The 18274-nt window shown below is 63.7% G+C and carries 14 protein-coding genes, 1 pseudogene and 1 CRISPR repeat array; of the genes and pseudogenes, 3 read left to right on the forward strand and 12 right to left on the reverse strand.

Features of this window, described 5'->3' with window-relative positions:
- A CRISPR array of direct repeats spans positions 1–231; the repeat unit is 31 nt; unit sequence CGCGGCCTCTCAATTCCCCAGGTGATACAAT.
- Between the two features lie 271 nt (positions 232–502).
- Entirely contained in the window at positions 503–1402 is a 900-nt protein-coding gene (gene cas1, locus HMPREF2826_RS08540) for a type II CRISPR-associated endonuclease Cas1 (RefSeq protein ID WP_168164002.1), read from the forward strand.
- A 396-nt stretch (positions 1403–1798) separates the two neighbouring features.
- Here cas1 and HMPREF2826_RS08545 read toward each other — a convergent pair whose 3' ends face one another.
- Positions 1799–3490: a Spy0128 family protein gene (locus HMPREF2826_RS08545; RefSeq protein WP_070640953.1), complete on the reverse strand. Its 1692-nt coding sequence runs from the start codon at positions 3488–3490 to the stop codon at positions 1799–1801.
- Positions 3491–3985: 495 nt separating this feature from the next.
- Here HMPREF2826_RS08545 and cas2 point away from each other — a divergent pair, with 495 nt between their 5' ends.
- Positions 3986–4300, forward strand: a complete 315-nt coding sequence (cas2, locus tag HMPREF2826_RS08550; RefSeq protein WP_070641314.1) for a CRISPR-associated endonuclease Cas2 — start codon at positions 3986–3988, stop codon at positions 4298–4300.
- Here the strand turns inward: cas2 and cas9 are convergent.
- Together cas9 and HMPREF2826_RS09710 are read right to left on the reverse strand one after the other, a co-directional pair.
- Positions 4297–7434: a type II CRISPR RNA-guided endonuclease Cas9 gene (cas9, locus tag HMPREF2826_RS08555; RefSeq protein WP_083307368.1), complete on the reverse strand. Its 3138-nt coding sequence runs from the start codon at positions 7432–7434 to the stop codon at positions 4297–4299. The two genes, cas2 and cas9, sit on opposite strands and share 4 nt — an antisense overlap.
- Positions 7435–7610: 176 nt before the next feature.
- Complete coding sequence (locus tag HMPREF2826_RS09710; protein ID WP_070640957.1) at positions 7611–8018, reverse strand: YerC/YecD family TrpR-related protein; 408 nt, start codon at positions 8016–8018, stop codon at positions 7611–7613.
- 163 nt (positions 8019–8181) lie between these two features.
- Here HMPREF2826_RS09710 and HMPREF2826_RS09480 point away from each other — a divergent pair, with 163 nt between their 5' ends.
- Positions 8182–8544, forward strand: coding sequence for a phage holin family protein (locus tag HMPREF2826_RS09480; RefSeq protein WP_168164011.1), 363 nt, complete (start codon positions 8182–8184; stop codon positions 8542–8544).
- A gap of 309 nt (positions 8545–8853) precedes the next feature.
- Here HMPREF2826_RS09480 and HMPREF2826_RS09715 read toward each other — a convergent pair.
- From HMPREF2826_RS09715 to HMPREF2826_RS08605, 9 genes and pseudogenes are all read right to left on the reverse strand, one after another.
- Positions 8854–9756 (reverse strand): annotated as a pseudogene (locus HMPREF2826_RS09715) (Mbeg1-like protein); the annotation flags it as partial.
- Positions 9757–9837: 81 nt separating this feature from the next.
- Positions 9838–10221, reverse strand: coding sequence for a Spx/MgsR family RNA polymerase-binding regulatory protein (locus tag HMPREF2826_RS08570; protein WP_070640961.1), 384 nt, complete (start codon positions 10219–10221; stop codon positions 9838–9840).
- A 97-nt stretch (positions 10222–10318) separates the two neighbouring features.
- A complete protein-coding gene (gatB, locus tag HMPREF2826_RS08575; RefSeq protein WP_070640963.1) occupies positions 10319–11866 on the reverse strand; it encodes an Asp-tRNA(Asn)/Glu-tRNA(Gln) amidotransferase subunit GatB in 1548 nt (515 codons plus the stop codon).
- Positions 11866–13377 carry an Asp-tRNA(Asn)/Glu-tRNA(Gln) amidotransferase subunit GatA gene (gatA, locus tag HMPREF2826_RS08580; protein WP_070640965.1) on the reverse strand — a complete coding sequence of 504 codons (1512 nt, stop codon included), beginning with the start codon at positions 13375–13377 and terminating at the stop codon, positions 11866–11868. The genes gatB and gatA overlap by 1 nt, the downstream gene beginning before the upstream one ends.
- On the reverse strand, positions 13377–13694 hold the full coding sequence (locus HMPREF2826_RS08585) for an Asp-tRNA(Asn)/Glu-tRNA(Gln) amidotransferase subunit GatC (protein WP_070640967.1): 318 nt from the start codon (positions 13692–13694) through the stop codon (positions 13377–13379). Before HMPREF2826_RS08585 ends, gatA begins: the two co-directional genes overlap by 1 nt.
- Before the next feature lie 175 nt (positions 13695–13869).
- A complete protein-coding gene (locus HMPREF2826_RS09610; protein ID WP_210388994.1) occupies positions 13870–14229 on the reverse strand; it encodes a hypothetical protein in 360 nt (119 codons plus the stop codon).
- 454 nt (positions 14230–14683) lie between these two features.
- A complete protein-coding gene (locus HMPREF2826_RS08595; protein ID WP_070640971.1) occupies positions 14684–15697 on the reverse strand; it encodes an aspartate-semialdehyde dehydrogenase in 1014 nt (337 codons plus the stop codon).
- Between the two features lie 60 nt (positions 15698–15757).
- The gene (locus HMPREF2826_RS08600) at positions 15758–17107 is read right to left on the reverse strand and encodes an aspartate kinase (RefSeq protein WP_070640973.1); all 1350 of its coding nucleotides are present in this window, start codon (positions 17105–17107) and stop codon (positions 15758–15760) included.
- Complete coding sequence (locus HMPREF2826_RS08605) at positions 17108–18238, reverse strand: homoserine dehydrogenase (RefSeq protein ID WP_070640975.1); 1131 nt, start codon at positions 18236–18238, stop codon at positions 17108–17110. It abuts the gene before it with no gap.
- Positions 18239–18274: the final 36 nt, after the last annotated feature.

An 18274-nucleotide genomic window follows, 5' to 3' on the forward strand; every position in this document is an offset into this window, starting at 1 on the left:
CGCGGCCTCTCAATTCCCCAGGTGATACAATTACTCGAACATGAGTCCGCTGGCCCCACTGGTCTTCGCGGCCTCTCAATTCCCCAGGTGATACAATTACCTATGTCGGTACCTATGTCGGGAGAAAGTCTTCGCGGCCTCTCAATTCCCCAGGTGATACAATGACAATTGTCCCGACTCCTGTCCCGACAATGTCTTCGCGGCCTCTCAATTCCCCAGGTGATACAATGAACCGCCAAGAAAGCCCCTCTAACGAGGGGATTTCTTGGCTATCCGCTCAGAAAAATGCTTGCTGCTCATAGAACTGCCTGTCATTTTCTCGTTTTTCAAAAATCCTGTGACAGCGTATTTGGCGCCAGTCAAAGGTTTGCCCGCCGACGCAAAGCATCGACGGGCTGACCTTTCGGGTGACTGTCACAGACAGTCCCCTTGTCTACGCGGTACTCTCAACTCCCCAGATGATACAGTTTCCGCGTGATGCAGTAATTATATCCTAAGACGGGTGATCAAAACGCCAAAGAGGACAATCTGCCTACAAAGCCCCGCAAAAGTATCGGTCAGGCAGGGCTCCCTCCAAGTTGAACGTGCCGGGCAAACAACCAAGATTCCCTTGGAAGACATGTGGGTCCTCATAATAGAGACCCATCGGGCGCAAGTTTCCACCTCTGCCCTCTCAACCCTCGTTGACAGCGGAATTGGCGTGCTAATCTGTGCCGACAATCACATGCCCAACGGCCTGCTCCTGCCATTGGGCGCACATTCTAGGCACGCCGCAATTGTCGAAGACCAGCTGGCCATCTCAAAGCCGCTTTCCAAGCAGCTTTGGCAAAAGATAGTAGTTCAAAAAATCAAGAATCAGGCACGCGTGCTTGAGCTTCAGGGCACGGATGCCTCTTCCGTTGCAAAGTTTTCCAGCTGCGTTCGCTCTGGGGATACCGACAACCGCGAGGCAGCGGCGGCCCAAGCGTACTTTAGGCTCCTTAAGGAAGGATATACAAGAAGGTCAGGGCCCCTTACCGGCGCGCTTGACTATGGCTACGCAATCTTGAGGGCAGGCATCGCCCGGGAGGCTGTGTCCGGCGGCTGGCTCATCTCTCGGGGCATACACCACCACAACGCCTACAACGCCTTCAACCTGGTAGATGACCTCATTGAACCCTTCCGTCCCGTCATAGACCTCATGGTTGTCCAAAGGCACCTTGACGGCACCCTCTCTCCGGAAAAGCGCGCCCAGCTTGCCCAGGTGTTTGAGGTGCTGGTTGAGGTAAGCCACACAAAGATGAACGTTCAAACCGCAATCCAGGAGGAGCTCAGTGGACTGAGGCGCTCCGTCGTAGAAGCAGATGCCTCCAAGATGAGCCTGCCAAAGATACTGCCCCTGGAAACTGCCGTGTTGGAGTAGGAGAAGGGGTGGGGACCCCCGATCGGAGAGATATGACATCCTTTCACTTCTTTGTTCGGATTCTTGCAGGCCCAGGAACGGCAATCTTTGAACTGCCAGTTCCCAGAGGGCTTCAATGATGCTTGTTGCCTCCCCACCCAGGGAAAGCGTCAGCGACCTTTGTTTGTTTGGCCGCCTCTCCAATACGACGTAACCGGCGGCGCCTGTTTGGACTATCCCACCTATCCCGCAATGGGAACGGCCTGAAAAGCCCACTTTAGTTGTGCCTTATACGAATGAGGAGGCCGGATAGAAGTTATCCGACCTCCTCTTTTTTGTTGTGCGGGGCTGGGAGCCAGCTTGGCTCGCTAGTGCGAGGACTCCCCTTCCCGGTAACCTTTCTCTAGAACGTCATGGTTACTGTTGAGGCCTTTTTGTACGCCTGGCCGCAACAAGAACAAGGGAACCGAGGCCAAACAGGGCCATGGCGCCGGCAATGCCAGCATCATCGCCTGTTTTTGGCAGTGCCGCCTCGCTCTTCGTTGACCCACCCGTTGTTCGCTGTTGCGGCGCCTCAGGAGCAGGCTTCTCCACATTGGTCTTTGCAGGGTTGGGCGTCTCCGGAGTGGGCTTGTCCGGGTTAGGACGCTCAAGTGACGTTTCCGTATAGGTGTTGGTAAAGGTAGGCTCATTGCCCGTTACCACGGCCTCCAGGTTACCGGCCCCATTTTTCTGGACAAGAACCGTCAAGGTCTTCTGGGTCTGGTCATAGGCCCATCCTGGCGCCTCCCCCGCGACCTCATTCACGGTAAACCGGAAGCTACCTTCCTTTGTGAAGGTGATGGCGTCAAAGGCAACCTTTTGGCTTGTCCCATCCTTTATCCCATTGACGGTGCTATTTGTTTGCGGGGCAACCATGTCGCAGCCGGCCGGATTGGCGGGGTCTGCCGCCAAGCAGAAGGTGAAGTTTTCTGTGGCATCTTTTCCTACCACCTTCTTGAAAACAGCGAACGCCTTCTCCCCCTCCAGAGTCACCGGTTTGGGATCGGTTGCAGGCGGGGTCTTCTTTTTATTAGCCACCAGAATGCTTTGGGCCTTATAGCCCACTGCGACCAAGCTGTCCTGTTTGAGGATGTCGTAGCCTTCCGGCGCCGCAGTCTCGCTCACAAGGTAATAGCCCTTATTCAGGTTGAGAGAAAGGGCTTTTCCTTCCTTGGTCAGCTTTCCATCCTGGTTTGTGACCAAACCCTCCAGGGCCGTCCCGTCCCTGTCCGTGGCCATCTGGCCCTTAGCGCCTTGGGCGTCGGACTTATAGATGGTAAACGTTGCGCCGGCAAGGGGCCTGTCTTTTAGAGGATTGCCATTTTGGTCCGCTTCCACCTTGGTAAATCCCGTCGCCGGAATGATCATCTCTGCACCGATGGTTCCCAGTTTCACTTCTCCCTTTATTGGGTTGTCGGGAGAGCCCGAATCCGTCATCTTGGTCTTTTCGCTTTGTATTGACGTGCAGTGCTCATCCCTCGGTTTGCAATTGGGGATTTTCTGGGCATAGTAGGTGGCATAGTTCTTATAAATTGGATTGTTATCCGCGTTTAGCTCGGGGGACGGATTCTTGATGCTCAGTCGATAGACAAAGGTTAGGTAGCCGCCCTTGTTTACGTACGCGCTCTTGTAGTCGGAAAGGGTTATCTTAAAGCCTTTGCCCACCTTCTTATTCAGTCCGCCGGCCTCTTCAATCTTCTTTTCCTCTTCCGCAGTCAGCTTTGCACCCAGCGGTTTTTTAAATAAGACTTCCTTAGGTACCGTCGCCTTATCCATGCTTTGCAAGACCTTGTTTTCCACGTCATCCCGATAGAATTCCAAGGTCTTTTCCGTCCAGGCGGATACTCCGGCCTGGTTTTGTGCCAGAGGCTCTTTGGTCACAAAATAAACGTCGTAGGCTTTTATTTTTGTCCCATTGGCCGTTACTTGCGAAGAGGTATAGGTTCCATTGGGATCGGTGTTGTCGTTGGAGAAAATTTTCTTGTCCAGGTCGCTGTGATTTGCCGTGTCATAGATGCTGAGAAGTCCGTCAAAGCCCAGGTTGACATCCGGCGTGTCATAGATCACATATTCGTTGGGGGAACGAAGCTCGGTGTCAATCGTGATGTTAAACAGGAACTCCCCATTGCCCAGTTTCCCTTTTTGGTTATAGACGCCTCGGGCCTTGATAAATTTTCTGTTTTACATCCTAGGGGCTCGATTTTTTACGGTATATTTCAGGGTTTTCCCGGCTCGTCTTGGCCGTCAATCTGAAGCCTATAGGCAAACGTGACCTGATCCTCGTTGGGATGGTCCTCAAAGAGGGCATTCACCTTTTCCTGGTTCAACTCAAAGGGAAGATTATCGATTTTTTGATTCTACCAAATCAGATCATGGGCATTATACCTGTAAAAAGGCAGTTTTTAGGACAGGCCGTCGCCAGGCGCTGCCAACCACGTGAGGTCTCGGTCGCAACGGCGCCGCAGAGTTCGTTGGCAATGGACCACATCGCACGACGGAGCTTGCCACGCTCCTGTTCTTTTTTAGGGCGCTAGGCGTAAGGGGTGCAGCGAGGTGAGAATCATGAGGCTCCTGGTACTTTTTGACCTTCCCACGGGCAACGCCTCAGAGCGCAGGTCATACGCTCGCTTCAGGAAGTTTCTTATCCAGGACGGCTATGCAATGGAGCAGTACAGCGTGTACTCGCGCGTTCTCTTGTCTCGCTCCAGCGCAGACGCGCACCTTGCCCGCCTACACAAGAACCTTCCCAAGGCAGGGCTGGTAACAGCCCTCATGCTCACCGAGAAGCAGTTTGAGGGACGGGAGGTCCTGGTAAACACGTCCGCCCCCAAGAAGCTCCCCCAGGACATTGGCTCACAGCTGACGCTGGTCATCTAGACGCCACCCATTGTCCGGGCATCGTAGCAGTAACCTAAACAGTCCTCCTCAATGACCCTGACCTTCGTCTTCTTGTTCCACCTGCCAAGCGTGGGAATGTTGGTTGCCATCCCCTTGGCAAGGGGGGCAAACTCAAGCGAACAATTCATAATGTCCATACCTGAAAACCTTCCGAGCTTGCCATCAACCTCAAGCACGTCATTGCGCCACATGACGATTGGCGTCTGCTTAAGCAGATGGTCTGGGGCAGCTGGCCATGCATGGCGCGCAAGACGCAAAACGGCAAAGCGGGGAACGTACTTCCCTTGCCGCATAAGCGGTATGTCCACGTAATAGACAGGCTCAACATACCACTTGCCCTTGCCCTTCTTGCCCGCAGGGTCCAGCCATAGGCGCACAAATGCCATCCCCTCAATAATGTGAGCGTTGCCGTCCTTGCCAATAACGACATTGCCCTTCTTGAGCTCTTTTCCGCCACCGCAAAGCATCGCAAGCTGCTTCTTATCATTAGTTATCCCAAGGAAGCGGTAGTTGGTGTCTTTAAAAACCTGGCCCGTTACCCCATGGTCGGCCATGCGCGTGGGAATCACAAACTCTCGGCGGACCCTTACCTCGTCGGCAAAGCCTGGCCAAGGCTGCGTCTGCGCAAACCTCTCCTTTCGTACCTGCTTGAGCGTGTTTCTTCCAAGCTTGCTCGCATTGGCAACCCTCTTGATGGTGGCCGCGCTGCACGCGGCGATAATGCATGCGTCAACTGCGTGGTGGCGGTCGTCGTCGCGGTCCTTCTTGTCATGGGGCCCATAGTTGAGGCCCCAAACGCGGCGCAGCTGGGCGGTTGCGCCGCCTGTAACGGCATACACGTGCCGTTTGAGCCCGTCCTCGGGGAAGACGAGGGAATCCTCAATAAAGTTTTTGACTGCCACCGACATGTACCGGTCGTCGTTGAGGTTTCGGCTGAGAAACTCCTCCTGCGCCTTCTCGTCGAGGTTCATGTTCAGAAGGTAGCGTCGCTTCCTTGGAGAGATCCTCTTGTTTAGCCTAACCAGCACACTATACCTATCCCAGTCCGGGGCACCGGGCTCCCCCGAGGTCATCCACTCGTATGGGGTGCGCTCCCGCTTGTCCTGATTTGACTTGGAAAGAACAAGCACCTTGTTGTTGTGGCTGTCATCGCACGTTCTGGAATACGGGAGCGCATGATCAATCTCGCAGTAGCGCTGTTCCTGCGCATCAAACAGCCTGCATAGGTCTATGGGAGCTCCCGTATAGGCATCCTTGCCTCCCTGCTCCTCAAACAGCGACATCATAAGGAGGTCGCGCCCACGAACCTCGTCCTGGCCGCAGCCCTTGAGCGTGGCAATGCTCTCGCGCCATGCTTGATTCTGGTCTTTGCGCCTCCTGTTTGCCCGCGCAATGAGGTCCTTCTCATGTTTGGACTGCTTCAGGTCGCGCCCCAACTCAATGCGGATCTCATCCGGCACGCCATACCGACGAATAATGGCGTTGACAATGCGCCGCATGCGCCCCATGGCGCGAAGCACGACGGGATTGTTGCAGCTGGGGTCATAGCGGGAATACGGAGGAAGAAAGCTGCCCCTTTGCGTTCGCTCGGCGGAAGCCCTAAAACTGCGCAGGCCGGAGTTTGCCTCCGCGTCATCCAGCGTGAGGACCGTTCCCTCCTCGTCGGAGTCAAAGGCGTCCAAGAGCATCGCAAGCGCCTTGCGAGAGCGCCGGGCATACCCCTTGAAGAGCTGGCTCGAAAATGGCAGTCCCATCACCGCGTCCAGCTCCTCATCGCTGAGGTCGCAGCGGTAGTGCTCCGTCAGGCGGCGTCTCAAGGACTCCTCTGTGCTTGCATAGGTGAGAGACTCGCATATGTCGTCGGCAAGCTCGCGATCCTTTAGCAAGCGCCCCATGAGAGATTCTGGCAGGAGCGTCCTCAGCCGCCGCCAGGCCTTGGGAACATAGACCTCGTCCTTGCTTTCTTCCTCCAGGCCCACTCCCTTGAACACGACGTCATGGGCGGAAAGGTCGAGGTCCTTGCGAACCGCGGCGTAGGTAACCTTGCAGGTTTTGTTTCCCCTCAAGGCAACCGGGGAAAAGAGGATGTCCAGAAACTTCCTGCGCTGCGCCGCGCTCAGCCTGGTCTCGCTCCCGTCGGCATGAACCATCACAAGGTGGCCAAACCTTTCGTACGCGTTGCAGAGCTCCGATGAGAGGTCCGCCCGGGCCGCACGTGGCTCGCCAGAAAAATAGGTGCAATTTCCTACCCGCTGATACACCTTCTCGTCATAGTCAAGGTCCTTGTGTTCCCAGGAAAGGTTTACGAGATAGCTTTCCTCAAGCTCCGTCGTGGCAATGTCGTTTCCAAGGCTCCGTTGTGCCTCAAACAGTTGGCGCACCTCGTCTTGCACCTGCGCATTGGTGATGCACAGGTCGTAGTTGCCCTTCTTGTTTCGGGAGCGGTTGGTCTTGAAGAACATCTCCCCAACCGTCCGGTATCCCTCCATGTGCATGAGCTTCTCGTTGTTTGCTATGGCACCGAGCACCTTGCGGCTCTCTACGTCGGCAACGTCTTGGCCAATGCCTTCCTGGCTGGCAGGTCCAGTGCGCCTCTTTGCAACCTCACCGTGGGGAATGTAGCCACGACGACCCGAAAGGCAGTACAGTATCTGGGCAAGCTCTCGGGCCTCCAGCTTACGGTCGAGTCCCTCGGCCCTTAGCTGCAGCAGCGGAAGGTCGCCCTTGCGAGACTGAAACCACCTCTTGTCGGCATCGTGGGGAACCAGGTGGGCGCCCTGGAGCAACTCCAGACAATGCTTCTGACGGTTGGAGGTCCGTAGGGTATTGCGCCGGACCGAGCGAGCCATCCTCCTAACTACCGCAAGGCTCACTTTGTCCTTGCTTCTCTGCGGAACGTCAAACAGATGCGACCCCATCTCCAAGATTTTGTGATCGTCGCAGTCAAGCAGGGCAAAGCCGCAGCTCGCAATGCCGGGGTCAAGACCCAGTACGAGCTTGTGTCGCTCCTGATTCATGGCAGCTCCTCCAAGTATCATGCCTGCAGGGGGGTCAATCAGGTTTGTGTTGTGCACCCAGTGTACTTTACCCCCTCGACATTGAGCGACGGCCATCCCCCGACGGCAACTGGGACCATGAGGCCTGCCAGTGCGCTTGTCAAGAATGTCAGACGCGTCCCAGGCCGCCAGGAGCCCCGGGCGTCAAACGTGCCCGCCTTTTCCTCCTGGACGGCCCCTTTGCCTGTGCTGGGGCACTCCACGTGCATGCCGCCACGGAGGAAGGCAGCCCCCTACCGAGCCGCCACTTCCGCGCTGGGGCGATGCGCCGCATTCTCACCGGGATAAGCTGCCGCGCCCTGGTCAAGGCCCGCCTCCGCGACGCCGCCAGGGTGAGACGTCGCGCGCTCGTCAAGGCGTCCCAGCACGATCTTGTAGCCGCCGGCACCGTGCAGCAGACACTTGCTCACGCGACTCACCGTGGTCGAGGAGGCTCCCGTGGCCGCGGACACCGCGACGTACGACTGCCCCTCGCTCAGCAGCGTCGCCACCTCGAGGCGCTGGGCCAAGTCGGCCAGCTCGCCCGGGGTGCAGAGGTCAACGAGCAGGGCGCGCGCCTCGTCGGCGTCGCCGAGCATGCTGAGCGCCGCGCAGAGCCGCCTGCCCGTGCGCGACGTCATGTCGCCCGATGCCTGTGCCATATGGGCATGCCCCTTCCTGCCGACATACGTGCCTCAGTGTAGCGCAATGGACGCGCCACCCTCGAGGCGGCGGATGTCAGGGGACGGGAGGGCTTGGGTATAAGGGGGTCGTTCACCTGCCCGCCACCCGCGGCGACGCAGGGCCACGTTCGAAGGAGTGCTCATGGGCTTTATTGGAAGATGGGTCGTCACCGCCGTCGCCACGCTCGTCGCTGTCTGGCTCGTGCCCGGCATCGAGGCCGTCGGGGGCGCCTACCTCGGTCCCGCCATGTTCGCGCTGGCGCTCGCCCTCGTGAACGCCACCGTCAGGCCCGTCGTGGAGCTTCTGTCCCTTCCCCTCACGATTCTGACGCTCGGCATTTTCTACCTCGTTATCAACGCCATCATGCTGGAGCTTGCCAGCTACCTCTCGCGCGAGATCTTCCACGCCGGCATCACGATCGGCTCGTTTGGCTCCGCCCTCGTCGGTGCCGTCATCATCTCCGTCGTGGCCCTGCTCGTGGGCGGCGCGACCGGCCTCTCGTAGCCGCGAGCCCGGCGCCCCGTCGTCGCTTTGGGGCCACGGCGCAGCGGCGAGCCCTTGCGCCCCCCGCTGCACAAGCTCCTCGCCCCGCCTCCTCAGTCCCTTGGCGAGGCCTTCCATGCCCTCGCGGACGTCGTTGGCGAGCGACTTCCTCGTCGCCCTCCCCAGGATGTCGAGCAGCCGCGCGACGACGGCGCGCGTCTCGTCGCTGGCGCCCGCCGCCGCGGCGAGCACGCGCCCGATGCTGCCGCCCTCTATGATGCCGGGCAGGGTCGTCGCGCCGCCGGCCTCCAGAATCGAGAAGAGCTCGTCCACGAGGCGGGCGCGGGCGTCCAGGTCGATGCCGTCAAGCCAGAGCGCCAGCGTGTCCGACAGCAGACGCGCGTCAGAATCCAGCCCCTCCGCGCGACACAGGCCCGTCGGCCCCACCTGCCAGCTCAGGGGGTCATGCTGTCCCAGCCCGCGCTCGGAGGAGAGCACGTAGCGCCGGGGCGCCTCGGGACGGTCCATGAGCTGACCCACCACCGAATACGACGGCTGGATGCGCCTGAAGGCCGCCCCCGCGCGCTCGTGGGCGCCCACGGGACACAGGGTGCGGTCAAGGCCGGGGCCGTCGAAGCTGTACGCGAGCTCGATGCGTCCCAGCTGCTCGTCAGGACAGGTGGCCAGGGCATATTCGACCAGGCAGCCCCCCTTGGAGTGCCCCGTCAGCACGAGCGGGGGCGCGCCGGCGGCGCGCAGGACCCCGTCCAGGTAGTCTGCGGCGCACCGTTGGGCCTGCGTGACGGTGGAGGCGAGCAGGAAGTCCTCCCGCCATCCCACGAGCGTGCTGTCGGTGCCCCGAAACGCGATGACGAGGGCCTCGGGAAGCTCGACGCACATGGCGGCAAACTGCAGGGCGCGCGACTCGTCGACGACGTCGACGCAGCCGCTCAGTCGCAAGGTCCCAAAGCGGCGGCTTGTGGCAAGCGCGCGGACAAACTCAACGTCCAGGCTTGCCAGCGAGCGCACAAAGGGCGACAGGTCCCCCTGGGCCTCGGCGAGAATCTGCGCGCAGGCGTCGCCCAAGGTGGAGCAGCTTCCCCGCGGCGGCACGACGCGGGCCAGATCAAGATAGGACGCGGTCGCCAGGACCAGGGCGTCCACCTCGTTAAACGGCCGCTCGTCAAAGTGTAGGTCCCCACGCCACCGCAGGTAATCCGTCATGTTGGGCATGAGCTTGCCTCCCCTGCCGTGATGGGGTCAATCATAGGCCGCACGGCGGCCCCGCACAAGATGACGGGCGCGCCGGGCGCCCTAGAGGAGCTCATCCTGCCACCGGATCTCCTTGAAGCCCACCAGGACCAGCGGCGTCCCGTCATCTCGGGTGCCGACGACGAGAGGTCGCCTGACGAGCATCCCGTCCTCGGCGAGGATGGTGCACGCCTCGTCACGGCTGATGCCGGCGTCAAGGCGCTCCTTGAGCTTCCGCTCGCGGTACAGCCTGCCACTCGTGTTGAAGAGTCGCCGCGGCGGCAGGCCCGAGGCGGCCTGCCAGGCTTGAAGCTCGTCCTTGGCGGGCCGCTCGGCGACGATGTCGCGCAGCGCGTAGGTGACGCCATGCTCGTCGAGCCAGCGCAGGGCCCTCTTGCAGGTGCCGCATCGGGGGTGATGGATGACGGTGAGGTCGTGGGCTGCCATGGCTGCCTCCGTGGTCGGTGCGGACGAGACGATGTCTCCTGTCGGCCTCGCATGTCGCCGCAGGGTCGGCGGGCGCGAGGGCGGCGGCACGGGGCCCCTAGGCCTCGAGCCTGCCGCGGAGCAGCTGGTTGAAGAGCTTGGGGTTGCCCTTGACGCCCGCCGCCTTGGAGGCCTTCATGCACTGGCCCACCAAAAAGCCGAGGACCTTGGCATTGCCGTCGCGATACTGTCGCACCTGGTCGGGGCAGCGCTCAAGCACCACGTCGACCACCGGGCGAAGCGCTCCCTCGTCGGTGCTCTGACGCAGGCCGCGCTCGTCGACGACGGCCTCGGGGTCACGCTCGCTGCCGTCCACCGCCTCGAGCACCTCGCGGGCCTGCGCGAAGCTTATGGCGTCGGCCGCGAGCAGCCGCGCGACGGAGGCCGCCTGGGAGGCGCTGACGGACGCGTAGGCAGGCAGGAGGTTGACGACGACGTTCGCCAGCGTCCCGGCCGTCTTCTCGCCCGCCAGGTCGAGCGCGCGCTCGAAGAGCGCCGCCGTCGCGGGGTCGCCCGCTATCTGCGCGGCGTCGGGGCGCTTGAGGCCAAGGGTCGTCACGAAGCGGTCACGCTTCGCATCCGGCAGCTCGGGGATGCGCGAGCGCGCCTCCTCGACGAAGGCGTCCGAGAGGTCGAAGGGCGCGAGGTCGGGGTCAGGGAAGAGGCGGTAGTCGTCAGCGGTCTCCTTGACCCTCATGACAACCGTGCGGCGTCGGGCCGGCTCCCAGTGGCGTGTCTCCTGAAAGACGACGCCCCCCTCCTCCAGGACCTCCGCCTGGCGGCAGATCTCGTACTCCAGGGCGTCATGCAGGCTCTTGAAGGAGTTGATGTTCTTCATCTCGGTCTTGGTGCCCAGACGCGTCTCGCCCCGGCGGCGCAGCGAGACGTTGCCGTCGCAGCGCATGGAGCCCGACTCCAGGGAGCAGTCGGAGATGCCCAGGGCCAAAAAGGTCTGGCGCAGCTTCTCCATGAACAGGCGCGCCTCCTCCGGCGTGCGCAGGTCGGGCTCCGTGACCAGCTCGATGAGGGGGGTGCCGCAGCGGTTGTAGTCGATGAAGGACTCGTCCGCCCCGGTTATGCGGCCCTCCGCGCCGCCGGCGTGCACCATCTTGGCGGCGTCCTCCTCCATGTGGATGCGCAGGATGCGGATGGGGGCCACGTACGAGCCGTCCTCGGCGCGCTCGATCGGCGGCGTCCGGTCGCCGGGGGCGTCGTCCTCCCACCGCGGGCGCTCCCTGGCATGCTCTCCGGCGACCTCAAGGTCAAGATGGCCGTGCATGCAGAAGGCGACGGGACCCTGGGTGGTCTGGAAGTTCTTTGCCATGTCGGGATAGAAGTAGTGCTTGCGGTAGAACATCGAGCGCCGCATGATCTGGCAGTTCGTGGCAAGACCCGCCATCACGATGGACTGGATGGCCCGGCGGTTGGGCACGGGCAGGGCGCCCGGCAGGCCCAGGCACACGGGACACACGTTGGCGTTGGGCTCGTCGTCGTGACTGAGACGGCAGTTGCAGAACATCTTGGTGTCGAGCGTCGTGAGCTCGGTGTGGACCTCGAGGCCGATGACGGCCTCCCAGTTCTCGAGCACCTCCGGAAGCGACCTCATCAAAGCTCGCCTCCCCTGCCGGCGCAGCCCGGGGCGACGGGCGCCCCCTTGCCGAGGCCTCCCCCGGCGTCCACGGCGCGCTCGAGCGCGCGGGCGAAGGTCAGCAGGCGGCGGTCATCGAAGGCCGGGCCCTGGAGCTGCGCGGACACGGGGAGGCCCGTGTCGCGCCCCAGACCCAGCGGCACCGAGACGGCGCCGTTGCCGGCGATGTTGCTGCTGATGGTGAACATGTCCGACGCATACATCTGCAGAGGGTCGCTTATCTCGCCAAACTTGAAGGCCGTGCGGGGGGAGGCGGGCATGAGGATGACGTCGCACCGCGCGAAGGCGCGGGCATAGTCCTGCGTGATGAGGGTGCGGACCTGTTGGGCCGGGTAGTAGTACTGGTCGTACACGCCGCTCGAGAGCAGGTAGGCCCCGAGCATCTGACGGCGCTTGGCCTCCTCGCCAAAGCCGTGCGCACGCGAGAGGGAGCTCTGCTCGGCGAGCGTGGCGCAGCCTGGCTCCTGATAGCCATAGCGAACGCCGTCAAAGCGGGCGAGGTTGCTGAAGGCCTCGCAGGGGGCTATCACGTAGTAGGCGGCTATGGAGCTCGCGATGTTGGGCAGGCTGACCTCGACGACGTTGGCGCCCTGCCCCTCGAGCGCCGAGCGCGCCCGGCCGACGGCCTGACGCACCTCGTCGGTGAGCCCCTTGACCTCCAAAAGCTCGGGCACGACCCCCACCGTCATCCCCTCGATGGAATCCTCGAGGCTCTCGAGGAAGTCGGCGCGACAGTCCTGGCTCGTCGAGTCAAAGGGATCGCGCCCGGGGCCGACGAGCGCGTCCATGGCGAGGGCCACGTCCTCGACGCGACGCCCGAAGGGGCCCACCTGGTCGAGCGAGCTGCCAAAGGCGACGACGCCGTAGCGGCTGACGAGGCCGTAGCTGGGCTTGAGCCCCACGACGCCGCACAGCGAGGCGGGCTGGCGGATGGAGCCTCCCGTGTCGGAGCCCAAGGAGAGGGTCACCTCGCCGGCGGCCACGGCGGCCGCCGACCCGCCGGACGACCCGCCCGGCACGCGCTCGAGGTCCCAGGGGTTGGCCGTGGGGTGGAAGGCGGAGGTCTCGGTGGACGAGCCGAAGGCGAACTCGTCCATGTTGGCCTTGGCCATGGGCGTCGCGCCGGCGTCGATCATCCTCTGCACGCAGCTTGCCGTGAAGACGGACTCGTAGCCTTCGAGCATCCTCGAGGCGCATGTCGTGCGCGTGCCCACCAGATGCATGTTGTCCTTGAACGCCGTGGGCACGCCGGCGAGGGGACCAAGGGCCTCCCCCCGGGCGCGTCGCTCGTCCGTCGCGCGAGCCGCCGCCAGCGCGAGCTCGGCAATCACCTGCAACAGGGCTCGCACGGCGGGCTCGCGCGCCTCGATGGCGGACAGCGAGGCCTGCGCCACCTCCACGGCCGAGAAGTCACCGGCCGCCACGCCCCGCGCGATCTGTGCGCAGGAGAGCTCGTCAAGGCTGACCATCAGCGATCACCTTCCCCGTCGCCCAGGATGGAGGGCACGCGAAAGTAGCGACCCTCGACGCTGCCGGCGTTACGGAGGGCGTCGTCCAGGGGCAGCGCGCGCTCGGAGGCGTCGACGACGTCTTGTCCCATCACGTTGGAGAGGTCCCCGATGGGATGGTAGGTGGGGTCGACCCCCTTGAGACCGTAGGCACGTATGGGCTCCAGGAGGCGGACCGCGTCGTTGAGATAGGCGGTCATCTCCTCGAGCTCCTGGGCGTCAAGGGCGATGCGGGCGTAGTCGGCGATGCCGGCGACGTCCTCGGTGGAAAGTGCCATGAATCCTCCGTCACACGAAACGCGAATCTAGGGACAGTACGACAGCGCGATAGCCCACCCATTGTATCCGATAGCCACCTGCGCGGGGCGCCTGTCTGCATGCCTGCGCATATGCGCCAGCGACCTTCAGGGCGACACGGGGGCCTGTCAAAGACGCCCCGGGGCCACCGCGCCGCTAGCGACCTTCGTCGCCACGGGCCCGACGCAGCATGAAGGACCCGTACAGCCCCGCGACGAGCCCCAGCAGGGCGGCGCAGGCCCCGATGGCGACGTACTCCCAGAGCGGCAGGATCGACCCGTGCGGGAGCGTCAGGCGAGCCCCCAGCACCACTCCCAGCTGGAGCAGGACAAACGCGAGGCCAAGGGCCGGGACGACGAGCAGGCGCCCCCAGCCCCAGGAGCGCTGGGGCGCGACTGCGGCGCCCAGCGCGAAGGTGAGCGTCACCATGAGCAGATAGAGGGGAAGCGCCACCTTGACGGAGCCGAGCAGGTCGGGATGAAGGACGAAGCACGCAAGGTAGCCCGCCCAACCCATGACGTAGCACGAGAGGACGACCCAGAGGCGTCTCGCAAAACGCCGGCGCAGGGAGCGCTCGGCGACGTCGTCGCGGGGCGTGACGGCGCGAGGTCGGGGCCTTGCGCCCCCCTGACGAGGGCGCGTGGCGCCAGGACCCGCAGGCCGGGCCTTTGTCGAGGGCCGCGCCGTCCGGTTCCGCGCCGTCGTCGAGCCCCTGCGCCGGGACGGACTCTGCCCCGTCGAGCGGGGCCGGGGTCGCGCCCTCCGGACGTTCCTCTGACCTGCGTCTCCTGCCACGTACCTCCGCACTCCCCTTCCAAGCCGCCACCGCGAGGCGACGTCCGGCGGCGCATCCTCGCGCCGCGTCATCCTGATTCTACGGCAGTGGGGCGCGGGCGGCGAAACGACGGGCGCCGCCCGCGCGCCTGCGTCGGGAAACCCACGGGCCCCGCGACGCAGCGGCAGGGGCCCCTCAGAGCAGGTGCTCGGCGATCTGGACCGCGTTGGTGGCGGCGCCCTTGCGAATCTGGTCGCCGCAGCAGAAGAGCGTCAGGGCGTGGGTGCCCTCGGGCGCCGAGAGGTCGCGGCGGATGCGGCCCACGTACACCAGGTCCTGGTCGCTCGTCTCGAGCGGCATGGGATAGCGCAGCGCGCGAGGGTCGTCCACCAGGCGCACGCCCGGGGCGTCGGCAAGGATCTCTCGGGCCTCGTCCGGCGAGAGGGGACGCTCGAACTCCAGCGTGATGGACTCGGAGTGGGAGCGCAGGACGGGCACGCGCACGCAGGTGCAGCTGACGCGCAGGTCGGGAAGATGCATGATCTTGCGCCCCTCGTTCTGCATCTTCATCTCCTCGGACGTGTGCCCCTCGTCGTCAAAGCCCCCGATCTGAGGTATGAGGTTGAAGGCGAGCTGATAGGCAAACGGGTCGGTGGCCCCCGGCTCCTTCCCGGAGACGATGGCCCTGACCTCGCGCTCCAACTCGTCCAGGCCCGGCTTGCCCGCGCCGGACGCCGCCTGGTAGGTGCTCACGACGAGCCTCGTGAGGCCTGCCGCCTGATGCAGCGGCCACACGGGCACGAGGCCGATGATCGTGGCACAGTTGGGGTTGGCGATGATGTTGCGCGGATGCCGGGCGATGTCGTGGGCGTTGATCTCGGGGATGACCAGGGGCACGTCGGCGTCGAGCCTGAAGGCGTGGGAGTTGTCCACGACCACGGCCCCCCGACGGGCCGCCTCGGGCAGCAGCTCCTTGGCCTGCGCATCGCCTGCGGCGCCCAGCACGATGTCGGCGCCCTCGAAGGCGTCGGGCGTCGCCTCGCGCACAGTGACCTCGCCGCCCCGAAAGCTCACCGTGCTTCCTGCCGACCGGGCGCTGGCCAGGGGGACGAGCTCGCGCACGGGAAAGTCCCGCTCCTCGAGGCAGCGTCTCATCTGCGTGCCGACGACGCCCGTCGCGCCCAGTATCGCAACAACCTTACCTGTCATGTCTGCCCCCTTTGGTAGCGTGAGTGAGCGTGGGCGCCCGTCGGCGGGCGACGCCGTCGCCTAGGCGAGCGTAGCCTGCCTGGGCATGTCGACCATTTCGGTGTCGACGAAGTTATCGTAGATGCAACGGATGGCGCGCTCGAAGTCCGCGTTGCTGACGCCCATGATGATGGAGATCTCCTGCGAGCTCTGGGTGATCATGCGGATGTTGATGCCCGCCTCGCCGAGGACGCCAAAGACGCGGCCCGACGTGCCGGCACGACGGCTCATGTTGCGCCCGACGACCGAGATGAGCGCAAGCTGGTCGACCACGTTGATGCTGTCGGGCTCGAGCTCCTTCTGCAGGTCATGGACGATGGCATAGATGTTGTCCTTGACGTCGGCGGCGCTGACCACGACGCCGAAGGAGTCGACGCCCGTGGGGATGTGCTCCACCGAGACGCCGTAGCGCTCGAAGACGGAAAGCGCCCGACGCACGAAGCCCACCCTGGACGACATGTGCGCCTTCTGCACGTGCACGGCCAGGAAGTCCTTCTTGCCGGCTATGCCGGTGATGAGGTGCTCGCGGGCGCCGTCCTTGGCCACCTCGGAGATCGTGGTGCCACGCTTCTCGGGGAGGTTGGTGTTCTTGATCTGGATGGGGATGCCCACTTCGCGCACCGGGAAGATGGAGTCCTCCTGCAGGACGGACGCGCCCATGTAGGACAGCTCGCGCATCTCGTCGAAGGTGATGCGATGGATGGTGCGCGGGTCGTCCACGACGCGCGGGTCGGCCGAGAGGAAGCCCGAGACGTCAGTCCAGTTCTCATAGAGGTTGGCGTCGATGCAGCGGGCCAGAATCGCGCCGGAGATGTCGCCGCCGCCGCGCTGGAAGAGCTTGATGGAGCCGTCCACCGTGGAGCCGTAGAAGCCCGGCATCACAAAGTCCCCCAGGCGCTGCACCGCGTCGCGAATGCGCAGCTGCGTGCGCTCGAGGTCGACGGTACCGTCATGGTGGAAGACGATGACGTCGCGCGCGTCGAGGAAGGGCTTTTCCAGGTACTCGGCCATGAGCTGCGCCGTGAACCACTCTCCGCGCGAGACGACGAACTCGGGGGAATGGGCATGGATGGCGTCGATGAAGTCGTCGAACCTCTCCCGCACCGGGAAGCTCAGGCCCAGCGCCTCCTTGATGTCAACGTAGCGCTGCTCGATCTCGTGCAAAAGCGCGGTGCAGTCGACGTGGTACTCGATGTGGGCGTTGACGAGCAGAAGCAGGTCCGTGACCTTGTTGTCCTGGGCGAAGCGCCTTCCGGAGGCCGACACCACCACGAAGCGGCGGTCGGGGTCGGCGTCAACGATGCCCTTGACCTTCTTGAACTGCTCCGCGTCCGCGACGCTCGAGCCACCGAACTTTGCGACCTTGATCATCTACGCCTCCCGCGGGAGCGCCGCCATGAAGGAGGTCGCATCCGTCTCAAGCGCTCGCTCGAACAGCTCGCGCGCCTTCTGTGCCGTCACGTCCCGCACCAGGTACGCGCCGGGCGCGCAGGCCTCGCCCCCCGCGGGGCGATCCGCCGTGCGAAACAGGTAGTCGCCCCCAAGGAGCGTGGGGTCATAGGCCAGGTCACCGCCGAGGTCATAGCGAGGGCGCCGTCCCTCCTGATAGTCGATGACGTCCTGGACGATGGCGTTGCCCGTGGGGAGCATGCCCGCGCCCTGGCCATAGAACTTGAGCTCGCCCACCGTGGAGCCCACGAGCGTCACGAGGTTGAAGTTGGAGGGCACGTGCGCCTCGAGGGTCTCCTGGGGCAGCGCCACGGGCTCGACGCAGACGGCATAGGAGCCGCCCGCGCGCACGCCGCGACCCAGGAGCTTGACCGTGCGGCCCAGCGAGGCGAGCAGGTCGATGTCGGCCTTCGTCACGGTGCGCAGCCCCGTGACGGGGAACTGCCCCGTGCAGGCGACCCCAAACGCGACGCAGGCGGCGATGAGGGTCTTGTTGCGCACGTCCACGCCGTCGATGTCGGCGGAGGGGTCGCGCTCGGCATAGCCCAGGCGCTGGGCCTCGGCGAGCACGTCGGCGAAGTCGGCCCCCTGCCTGACCATGGCGTCAATGACGTAGTTGGTGGTGCCGTTCATGATGCCCGAGAAGGACGTCACGTCATCGACGCGACGAACCCTCTCGATGCCGGAGATCCAGGGGATGCCGCCGGCGCAGGTGGCCTCGATGAGCAGGGCGGACCCCGACGTGGCGGCAACTTGCGCAAACTCTGCAAAGTGGGCGGCGACGACCGCCTTGTTGGACGTCACGACCGCCTTGCCCGCCGACAGCGCCCGCACGATGAAGGCATGGGCCGGCTCGATGCCGCCCATGCACTCGACGACGAGCTCTATCTCGTCGTCGTTGACGATGTCGTCAAAGCTCGCGGTCATGCGCGGGTCCGTGAGGCGCCCCGGAAGCTCGAGGATGCGCGCGACCTTCACGCCCTCGACCCTCTCGGCTATGATGCGGTCTACTCCCTGGCCCACCGTGCCGTGTCCGAGAAGGGCAATCTTCATCTTGGTCCAATCTTTCGAGTGTGTGACGGCTCCGCT

The sequence above is a fragment of the Olsenella sp. HMSC062G07 genome (assembly GCF_001811895.1).
GTDB classification, from domain to species: Bacteria; Actinomycetota; Coriobacteriia; order Coriobacteriales; family Atopobiaceae; genus Olsenella_F; species Olsenella_F massiliensis.